Raw genomic sequence first — 10,581 nt, 5'->3', positions numbered from 1 at the left:
TATGAAAATAAAGTTATATATTTGTTTTCCGTTTTTCACAACTCTCTACTAAGGAACCATGAGATTTTTATAATCAAAGGCACTACTGTTCTCAGTAAAAAAGCAGTGAAATGTTATTCCAGTAGGAAAAGGAGAAGAACTATGAAGGATAAATACATAGTACACTTTTTTAGTAAAACAAAGAAAAAAATGATTGATTTTATTGATCAGCAGCTGGAAGAAAAGGGATTAGAGGAGTTGATCCCTTCCCATGGTAATATTTTAACCGTGCTCTACAATCATGGGGAGTTAAGCATGAAAGAGATCAGTCAATTAATAGGAAAAGATAAATCCACGGTAACGTCGTTAGTTGCTTCTTTATGCAGATTAGGGTATGTTAAGAAAAAAGTATCCGACAAGGATAAACGGATTACTTATATATCTTTATCGGATAAAGGGAAGAGCATAAAAAATCAGTATCTCAGTATTTCAGAAGAAGTTCAATCCACAGCTTTTAAGAACTTTACCGAGGAAGAAAAAAAAGAGTTTATGCGTCTGTTAAAAAGAATGAATATGAACTTTAGCACAGAACTAAAGAAATGATCGTAAAAAAAGAGAAACCCTTTTTCATGGAGGGTTTCTCTTTTGTCATTACAAGAATTTTTATCGATGGATGGTATCCAGCCTATCTTTCGGGAACAAACTCCGGAAGGGCACCTTCGGCGGCCATCTGTCCGGCAATATAGCCATGAACCGCTGCGTCGGGAATTGCATTGGAACCGAGACGATTGCTACCGTGAACGCCTCCGACAACTTCCCCGGCGGCAAATAAACCGGGAATGACCTCTCCGTAAATGTCTTGCACCTCTGTTCTGTCAGAAATGGTCAGTCCTCCCATGGTATGATGCACGGAAGGCCATTGAGGTACGGCATAATAGGGTCCTTCATCGATAGAAAGCATACTTCCCGTATCAATTTGCTTTCCAAATTCAGGATCCTCTCCATCGGCAACATAAGAATTATGGTCAAGGATGGTTTCATTCAATGATTCACCGGGCATTGACACACTTTCTCCCTGATACTCATGATCATTGATCATATCCGCTAATTCTTCCAGGCTATCCGCCTTAAAAACTCGATCGGAATCGATCATCTCATTTAACTGAGATTCTTCAATAAATCCGCCTTTTTCAACAATTTCCTGGCCGAAAATGGCGAAGGTTGGAAATCCTCCGCTTTCTTGGGCTGCTCGAGCACATACGTCTCGTCGCCCCCCTTCATTCACGTAACGATTACCCTCTACATCAACGTACACTACGCCGGAACTGGGTCCGCTAAAGGGAATTAGGGCGGCGGCGTCAAGTCTACCGTTTTCCGGGTTGGAAAATGGATACAGTTGAATATAGGACATATGCTTTGTACCGGCGCCAATGGCCTGGGCGATAGTAATTCCTTCACCGGTGGCACCAACATGATTACTGGTCAGGTCATCTTCGCTGAGAGTTGGAACATGGGTTGAGCGCATTTCTTCATTTCCGCTGAATCCTCCGGTGGTAAGCACCACTCCGTTTTCAGCTTTAATATTTTTCATGCCGTCGTTGGTTTCAACTCTGATACCGACAACCCGCTGTTCTTCGGTATTATCTCGATAAATCTGAACCATCTTGGTATTTAGCATAACTTCCGTAGAGGTTTCATCCAGCATCTTTCGTTGAACCGAAACGATATCCGCTCCTATTCCATTGATGGTTGTATAGGTTCGGTAACCATAGTGGCCTCCCGGTCGAGTGATGGACTCTCGGACTTCCAGCCCATTTTCCAACATCATATCCAGAAAAACCGGAGCCCCATAAACAAAGTTCTCTACAAGCTTTTCATCACTAAAGTTATCGCCACCTTCTAAGGTGTCTTCGATATGCTGCTCTGCTGAATCCGGTTCCAGATTAAGCTTATCATACAAATCATCGGCAATACGGCTGGTATGGGAGGCGTACACCCCTCCATTAATTTGAGAGTTTCCGCCAAGTGCGGGCATCTTATCAATTAGAAGGGTCTCCGCTCCTGAAGTTGAAGCATTTTCAGCCGCCGCCAGTCCGGCAAAACCACCACCGACGACCACTACGTCATAGGTATCATCCCAGGATTCCGGAATTTCCCCGGAACTCAGGGCGACAGGATCACTTGATTCTTCTTCGGCTACATCCCCGGATTCCGCTGCCTTAAATTCATCAACAACGCCTCCGGCCTCTTCAATGGCATTCGTAACTGCGGTGATTACGCCATTACTGGTCTCGGTAGCCCCGGACACCGCATCGATGCTTACGCTTTGTTTTTCAACAATTTCCTTTGGAATCTCTTCCAATGCCGCATCGGAAACTCCTTCGGTTTCGTCATGCTGTATGATTTCAATGGATTCCACGGCGGTTTCACTTAAGGTAACCTCCACCGTCATGGGTTTGTAACCGTCAACTTCCATCAGGTACTCTCCTTCGGTCATCGGTGTTATTTCCGATGATTCTTCCGAAGCTTCCCCTCCGTCGGCCTCATCGCCACAGGCTGCTAGAGAAAATACCATCCCCAGAATCAGTAGCAAGATCATTGTTTTTTTAAAATTTTTCATTTGATTTCGACCTCCTTATGTCTTCTTTTTTACCGTAACGATGCTCTTACAGGGTAACTGAACTGTAATTATTTCAAACTGTTTCTTACCACCTCCCAGGACGTTAGAATATTAACGATTATGAATATAGACTCTTGAAACGGTGATAAAAGTACACATTCCATAACCGAAATAATAGTTTGTCATCAAACTAAATAACCAATAAAAATATACAACAAAAAATGGTTTGCTGTCAAACTATTATCAAAAAATCTTTATCAAAAAAAATGCCTGTAGTAAATATCAACTCTCAAGCCCCTTTCATAGACAAAATGAAAATTAATTGATAAGATATTAATAATTGGAGTGGATGCTGTAATTGAAGGCAATGTAATAATCTTGACTATTGATGTCGGTTTAAAAAAATTTAACCAAGGAGGACAATATGAGACAGGAAAAAGTTAATAACATGGATTTTTTTTCGGAAATGTCCGAACATCAAATTTCATCGTCGGAATTTTTTAGTTATGTTCTACTGGACTCCTTAGGTAGAAATTTTGGTCTTACAAATGTGGTGATTGCTTACTTTGATACAAACGGGGAATTTTTATCCTGGATCAATAGCGAAGGTCTTTTAGTCGATGGAAAAGAACATCCTTACCGATCTTATTTCAAAAATGATCAGATCAGAGATAAAATTTACAAGGAGGCGGTGAGTGATGATTTGACCTATTTTAATGTGAACCCGCGACTGTATAAATCCACGGATTTGATCGAACCCGGGAACTACGACCAATCCCCCTATGTGGCCTTTATTGAAGAAAATTTTCAAGCCCATTATAGTATGTCACTGGCCTTTGGTATTAATGCCTACATTCAGGTTGTTTTTCTTAAATCTTCGGAAGAAGGGGATTTTACGGATCAAGAAGCGGACCTTCTCGAAAAAATCTATGTTTATATAGCCAATTCTTACAAAAACTTCAAGAAGCACGAACAGGCGAAAATTGTCTTGAATATTCAAAATGAGATCATTGCATCCGGTGAAAAAGCTTATTTGATAACCGATAAATTTATGAATGTAATGAGTTACAATGAGAATGCCATTGAATGTCTAAAAGAGGTATACGGCCCCTGGGTTGTGGAACAGATCAAAAGTACAAAATCCTGCACCTGGCTCCCTTTTTTGCTGGGAGATGAGGATGATAAGCTTGGAAAAGAAGGGGTTCAAATTCGTGAAATTAAAGGTTATATTTTCAGAATATATATTCATGATCAAGGGTACTCCAATGGAATTATTGATCGTTATCGCTGGATTACGATTTCGGGAAAAACGAAAGAAAAGCTTAAGAGAAATCCCAAGAAGATACGGATTCTGACCCCGGCGGAACAGCGAGTTGCGGAGCTGATGTACGATGGACTGACGTATAAGGCCATTGCCGAAGAACTTGTGGTTAGCTACCACACCGTAAAAAAACATGTACAAAATATCTATACGAAATGTGGCGTAAACAGTCGTTTTGAACTGTACAAATTATTAGAGGATAAAAAAGAATAAGAACGGAGTTTCCAAAAAAGCGTCTCGAAGAAGTCTTCGAGACGCTTTTTTTATACACCAAAATCAAAATGTAAAATAGGGAACATTCCCTATATGAAATAACGCGGATTCCTGATTGTGTTAAATAATTAACCAAGATATACTGACCATGTTAAACAATTAGCAAGATTCATAAAGTGTCTACCGTGCTTTATATCATGATGAAAATTGAAGTAGGGGGTGAGTGAAAAATGTTACAAAAAGGAATAATTACGAATGTCCAGCGATTTACAATCCATGATGGTCCGGGGATGCGTACAGAACTGTTTTTGAAAGGATGTCCCCTGAAATGTGAGTGGTGCAGCAACCCTGAAAGTTTAAAGCCTTACATAGAGCCGGGGGTATATGAGTCGAAGTGCATTTCGTATGAAAAATGCGGCTTATGTGTAGAGGCTTGTCCCGAGGAGGGGGTATTGAGTTTTAACGAGGGAAAACTCACTTCCATTGATCGAAGGAAATGTACCGGTTGTCTCGCCTGTTATGATGCTTGTCCTTCCGATGCCATTAAGCAATGGGGGAAAATAAAGACTGTGGAAGAGTGCATGGTAGAGATCCGAAAAGATAAAGGATATTATGACCGTTCCGGCGGCGGGGTTACCGTTTCCGGGGGAGAGCCTCTGGTTCAAAGTGACTTTGTGGCGGCCTTGTTTAAGGCTTGTAAAGAAGAGGGGATTCATACCTGTTTGGAGTCATCCTTTCACGGCGATTGGAAAGAAATCCAAAAGATTTTGCCTTATACGGATCTCATTATTTCAGACATTAAGCACATGGATAGGCAAATTCATGAAAAACACACTGGGGTAGGGAACGAAATAATATTAAAAAACCTTCAGAGGATTGCAGGCACCGATCGGGAAATCATTTTGAGAATACCCGTTATTCCGGAGGTGAATGATGATAAAGCCAATATCAAAGCCACGGCGGACTTTATTCTCAATGATCTCGACGGCAAGGTGAGAACTTTACAACTTTTAAGCTTTATGCGTCTGGGAGAAGAAAAATACCAATCCTTGGGAATGCCCTATGGAATGGATCATGTAAAGCTTGACCGGGAATCCTTTCAAAAGAAGGTTGGGGAGATTGCAGCATACTTTAACCATCGGGGGATTCATTGCCAGGTAGGAACAAAGGAAAAACAGTAACAGCAAGTATATCAATTGGCGGCATAAATATAAACGGAGGTGTTGTAATGAATATGAATCGTAGGAAAGCAGAAGGAACCCAGCCTTATGATCAGACCTATAGTCTGGGTTATCAAGTAAATCATGAAGACTGGTCTCCATTTCCCAGGGTGAACTATCTGAGACAAAAGTTTCTGGACCGGCCTTATGAAATTGATGTGGAACGACTAAGACTGGTGACCGAGGCTTATAAAAAACATGAGGGAGCACCGAGAAAGCTTCAATGCGCCTATGCTTTTGAGAATGTATTACTTAACACAACCTTACACATCTATGAACAGGACATTATCCTTGGAGAAATTGCAGCACCGGCGAAAGCTTCACCGATCTATCCCGAGTTTTCCGTAAACTGGATCATTGATGAAATTCTACATTCCCCCTTTGAGGAGCGGGCCAATGACCAATTTTATATCAGAAATGATGAAGAACGAGAAGAAATTGTAGAGCTTTGTCGGTATTGGCAGGGAAGAACTGTTGAAGATCATGTGAATTCCAGATTAGAAGAGGATCAAATGAAAGGCTCTCAAATGGGGAAAAAGATTTTTCAAACCAATCTTCACCATTATGCAGGGGTGGGCCATTTATCCATAGATTACAAAAAACTGATGAAAATCGGCTACACCGGCTTGATTGAAATCGCAACAAGAAATTTGAATAACCTGGATAAAAAAGATCCGGACTATGGAGAAAAACGGGATTTCTATCAAGCGATGATCATTATGCACGAAGCGGCGAAAAAGTATATCGGCCGCTATGGAAAGCTGGCGGAGAGTCTGGCTGAAAAGGAAGAGGATCCTAAAAGAAAAAAAGAACTGAACACCATGGCTTTGAACTGTTATCAAATCGCCGGAGGGGTTCCAAAGACTTTTTGGCAGGCATTACAACTCTTTAATTTTGCAACGACCTTAATCCAGGTGGAGAGTAACGGACATTCCATCTCTTATGGCCGGATGGACCAGTGGCTATCTCCTTATTATGAGGCGGATATGCAAAAAGGTACCTTGACGAAGGCGTTTGCTTTAGAACTTTTGGAAGTGGAGTTCGTTAAGATGAACAATCCTACAAAATTAAAGGATAAAGGAACGGTACTGGTGCGAAACGGTCGCGGTTTCGGCGGGGAAAGTTTGACCATCGGCGGTGTGGATCAACAGGGCAAGGATGCAACAAATGATCTGACTATGCTGATATTGGAAGGTTCCGCTCATACCCGTATGATGAATCCCTGGGTTTGCGTACGGATGCATGAGGATACACCGGAGGAACTGAAGATCAAAACCGTGGAGTGTATCCGTGCAGGGTATGGTCATCCCAAGATCTTTAATGACGGTCCCACGATTAAAGCCATGCAGCGTAAAGGCATGACCCTTGAAGAGGCCAGAGACTATGTGGTGGTAGGCTGTGTAGAACCCAGTCTTCCGGGCAAAGAATACGGTTGGCATGATGCGGCTTATGTTAATACTCCGAAGATGATGGAGATGGTTATCAACGGCGGAAGATGTCTTGATTGCGGTCCCCATTGTGCACGATGGGAAGTATGTGGAGGACAGGACAAAAGCATCGGACCGAATACCGGAAGTCTGGAAACCTATCAGAGTTTTGATGAGGTCCTAAACAGCGTGGATCAACAATTTGATTATTGGTGCGACCAGATGAGCAGCAGTCTGAATATCATCGACCGGGCCCATCGGTCACTGAAACCGGTTCCCTACGTATCCGCCTTCTTTGAAGAATGTTTAGCCTCCGGCAAGGATTTATCCGAAGGAGGGGCAAAATATAACGGTGTTGGACCCCAGGCCAGCGGCATCGCAACTTGTGCCGATACCTTAGCGACGATCAAGCAGTTAATGTTTGATGAAAAGCGAAAGACCGGTGGGGAGATTCTTCAAGCGGTAAAGGACAACTGGGCGGGGCACGAGCAAATTTATGCCCTGGTGAACAGTTCTAAGGTACATCACTATGGCAATGACGACGACTATGCCGATGAACTTTTTAAATACATGTTCGAGTGTTACTGCAGAAATATCAACGGAAGGAAAAACATCAGGGGAGGAGAGTTCAGCCCCGGAGTATATTCCGTAAATGCAAATGTCGCCATGGGCTTAAGCACCAATGCGACCCCCGATGGCCGAAAGGCGGGAGAGCCGATCTCCGATAATATGGGTCCGGTTCATACCGATGGTGGATCTCACGATATCGCAGGACCCACGGCATTGGTGAATTCCCTGACGAAAGTGGATCACAGTTTGGCCACCAATGGAACCCTGATGAACCTTCGATTCCCGGAGGAAGCCGTTGCCGGAGAAGAAGGTCGGGATAATTTGGCAAGCTTTATTGATGAGTACCTGGCGAAACAGGCCATGCATGTCCAGTTTAATATTATGAGTGCGGAAACCATGAAAGCGGCCCAGAAAAAACCGGAGGACTACAAAGATATGCTTGTGCGGGTTGCAGGATATAGTGCCTATTTTGTCGAACTTGGAAAACCCTTACAGAAAGATTTGATTCAGCGTACAGAGCTTCATTTTTAATAATCTGTTCCAGGGTGGCGGATAATTGTCCAATGTCCTCCACCCAATTACACACCCGCCTTACAGCAGACTATTTACTATTGGAGGTGTTTAAATGAGTATTCAATCTGTAAATGCATCGGGAACAGAACCTTTTGATCATACCTATGGTCTGGGCTATCAGGTCAATCATGAAGATTGGTCCCCTTTTCCCCGCGTCAACCATCTTAGACAAAAGTTTTTGCAAAGACCCTATGAGATTGATGTGGAAAGACTAAGGCTGGCTACCGAGGCATACAAAAAACATGAAGGGGTGTCCCAAAAGCTTCGATGCGCCTATGCCTTTGAAAATATCCTTCTAAATACAACGCTTCATATTTATGATGAGGACTTGATTTTGGGAGAAATTGCAGCACCGGCAAAGGCATCCCCCATCTATCCCGAGTTTTCTGTAGGCTGGATCATTGACGAAATTCTCCATTTCCCCTTTGAAGAACGGGAAAATGATCAGTTTTATATAAGAAACGAAAAAGACCGAAAAGAAATTTTAGAACTTTGCCGTTATTGGCAGGGAGAGACCGTTGAAGATCTTATTAATTCAAGAATGACCTACGATCAACGGAAAGGGTCCCAGGCCGGTGAGAAAGTATTCGTAACGAACGACTACCATTTTGCAGGAGTAGGACACCTGGCGGTGGATTATGAAAAGCTTATGAAAATAGGCTATAACGGTTTGATTGAAAAGGCGAGAAAAGCTTTTGAAGCATTGAAGAAAGAGGATCCGGAATATGATGAAAAGAAAGACTTCTTACAAGCCATGATCATTATGCTTGAGGCTTCAAAAAAGTATATTGCCCGTTACGGACAGCTGGCTGAGAAGCATGCCGCAAGGGAAAGAGATTATAAGCGAAGGCATGAACTTGAAACCATGGCAAAGAACTGCTATCAGATAGCAGGGGCACCGCCGAAAACCTTTTGGCAGGCGATGCAGCTATTTAACTTTGCAACCACCTTAATCCAGATTGAGAGTAATGGCCATTCTATTTCCTATGGTCGGATGGATCAGTGGCTGTATCCTTTTTATAACGCGGATAGACAAAAAGGAATACTGACAAAGGAATTTGCCCTTGAGCTTATTGAGGTTGAATATGTCAAGATGAATAATCCGACGAAGCTGAAGGATAAAAGTACGGTGGTTGTACGGAATGGTCGAGGCTTCGGTGGAGAAAGTCTCACCATTGGCGGAGTGGACCCTCGAGGTAAGGACGCCACGAATGATTTAACCATGATGATGTTGGAGGCGTCCGCACATACAAGAATGATGAACCCCTGGTTATGTGTACGCATGCATGATCAAACGCCCAGGGAACTAAAGATTAAGACGGTTGAGTGCATTCGTGCTGGATTCGGGCATCCGAAAGTATTCAATGACGGACCGGCCATTGAGGCGATGCGAAAGAAAGGGATGAGCCTTGAAGAAGCAAGAGATTATGCGGTAGTAGGTTGTGTAGAACCGAGTCTTCCCGGAAAAGAGTTCGGTTGGCATGGAGCCGGGTACGTGAATGCAGCGAAGGTATTGGAATTAGTAATCAATGGAGGGTCCTGCCTAAACAGTGAAGAGGCAATCGGTCCTGATACCGGAAGTCTCAAGACCTACCAGGAGTTTGACCAGGTGCTGAAAAGCATGGATCAGCAATTCCGTTATTGGTGTACTCAAATTCGCGGCAGCCTGGATGTCATTGATCATGCCCATAGAGCGCGTAAGCCGGTGCCCTATGTTTCCGCACTGTTTGAGGATTGTATAGAATCCGGGAAGGATCTTACGGAAGGCGGAGCCAAGTACAATGGTACCGGACCCCAGGTTGCGGGGATTGCCACGTGTGCTGATAGTTTGGCCACCATTAAGCAACTGGTGTTTGAAGAAAAGCGTTATAGGGGTACAGAGTTGATTCAGGCAGTGAAGGACAACTGGGAAGGGCATGAGAAGCTTTATGCTCTAGTGAACAGCTCAAAGGTTCACCACTACGGTAACGATGATGATTACGCCGATGAACTTTTTAAATACATGTTTGAGTGTTACTGCAGAAATCTTGATGTGGGAAAAAATCCGAGAGGCGGTTTATATATTCCCGGTGTATATACGGTTAATGCCAATGTAGGACTGGGTTTAAACACCAATGCCTCACTCGACGGTCGTAAAAGGGGGGAACCCGTATCCGATAATATGGGACCGGTTCATACGGCAGGGGGATCCCATGACATCGCAGGACCCACGGCGCTAGTAAACTCTGTAGCGAAAATGGATCACAGTTTGGCCACCAACGGCACCCTGATGAATCTCCGTTTTCCCGAGGACGCCGTTGCCGGTCAAGAAGGAAGGGACACTTTGGTTAGTTTCATTGATGAGTACCTGGCGAATCAATCCATGCACGTGCAATTCAATATTATGAGTGCAAAGACGATGCGAGCCGCCCAGGAAAAACCCCAGGAGTACAAGGATATGCTTGTGCGGGTGGCCGGTTACAGTGCCTACTTTGTAGAACTTGGAAAGCCCTTGCAGGAAGACTTGATTCAGCGTACCGAACTTCGGTTTTAAAGGGCCATTAGAATCGAAGGCCTTCGGGAAGATTTCCTAATAATTCTGAAGGGAAAGGTGGAAGTGGAACAAGCCGAGCCTTAAGAATCTTTGGAAAACAGTAGTGAGCAGGATGAATAAAAAAT

The 10,581-nt window shown here is 43.5% G+C and carries 6 protein-coding genes; 5 read left to right on the top strand and 1 reads right to left on the bottom strand.

Annotation, left to right across the window (positions count from 1 at the left end; genetic code table 11):
- Positions 1-141 precede the first annotated feature (141 nt).
- Positions 142-582, top strand: coding sequence for a MarR family winged helix-turn-helix transcriptional regulator (locus tag ISALK_RS10215; RefSeq protein WP_160721922.1), 441 nt, complete (start codon positions 142-144; stop codon positions 580-582).
- Positions 583-664: 82 nt separating this feature from the next.
- Here the strand turns inward: ISALK_RS10215 and ISALK_RS10210 are convergent, their stop codons facing one another.
- Positions 665-2,599, bottom strand: coding sequence for a flavocytochrome c (locus ISALK_RS10210; protein ID WP_160721920.1), 1,935 nt, complete (start codon positions 2,597-2,599; stop codon positions 665-667).
- Positions 2,600-3,023: 424 nt separating this feature from the next.
- Between ISALK_RS10210 and ISALK_RS10205 the strand changes: the two genes are divergently transcribed.
- From ISALK_RS10205 to hpfG (ISALK_RS10190), 4 genes are all read left to right on the top strand, one after another.
- Positions 3,024-4,133 (top strand): LuxR C-terminal-related transcriptional regulator, encoded by a 1,110-nt coding sequence (locus ISALK_RS10205; RefSeq protein ID WP_160721918.1) that lies wholly within the window; start codon positions 3,024-3,026, stop codon positions 4,131-4,133.
- 230 nt (positions 4,134-4,363) lie between these two features.
- Entirely contained in the window at positions 4,364-5,314 is a 951-nt protein-coding gene (gene hpfH / locus ISALK_RS10200; RefSeq protein ID WP_160721916.1) for a (2S)-3-sulfopropanediol dehydratase activating enzyme, read from the top strand.
- A gap of 47 nt (positions 5,315-5,361) precedes the next feature.
- Positions 5,362-7,881 (top strand): (2S)-3-sulfopropanediol dehydratase, encoded by a 2,520-nt coding sequence (gene hpfG, locus ISALK_RS10195; protein WP_160721914.1) that lies wholly within the window; start codon positions 5,362-5,364, stop codon positions 7,879-7,881.
- 94 nt (positions 7,882-7,975) lie between these two features.
- On the top strand, positions 7,976-10,456 hold the full coding sequence (hpfG, locus tag ISALK_RS10190; RefSeq protein ID WP_160721912.1) for a (2S)-3-sulfopropanediol dehydratase: 2,481 nt from the start codon (positions 7,976-7,978) through the stop codon (positions 10,454-10,456).
- The last annotated feature ends 125 nt before the right edge of the window (positions 10,457-10,581 follow it).

The organism is Isachenkonia alkalipeptolytica (assembly GCF_009910325.1).
GTDB lineage: Bacteria > Bacillota > Clostridia > Peptostreptococcales > T1SED10-28 > Isachenkonia > Isachenkonia alkalipeptolytica.
This window is presented reverse-complemented; position numbering and strand designations above follow the sequence as displayed.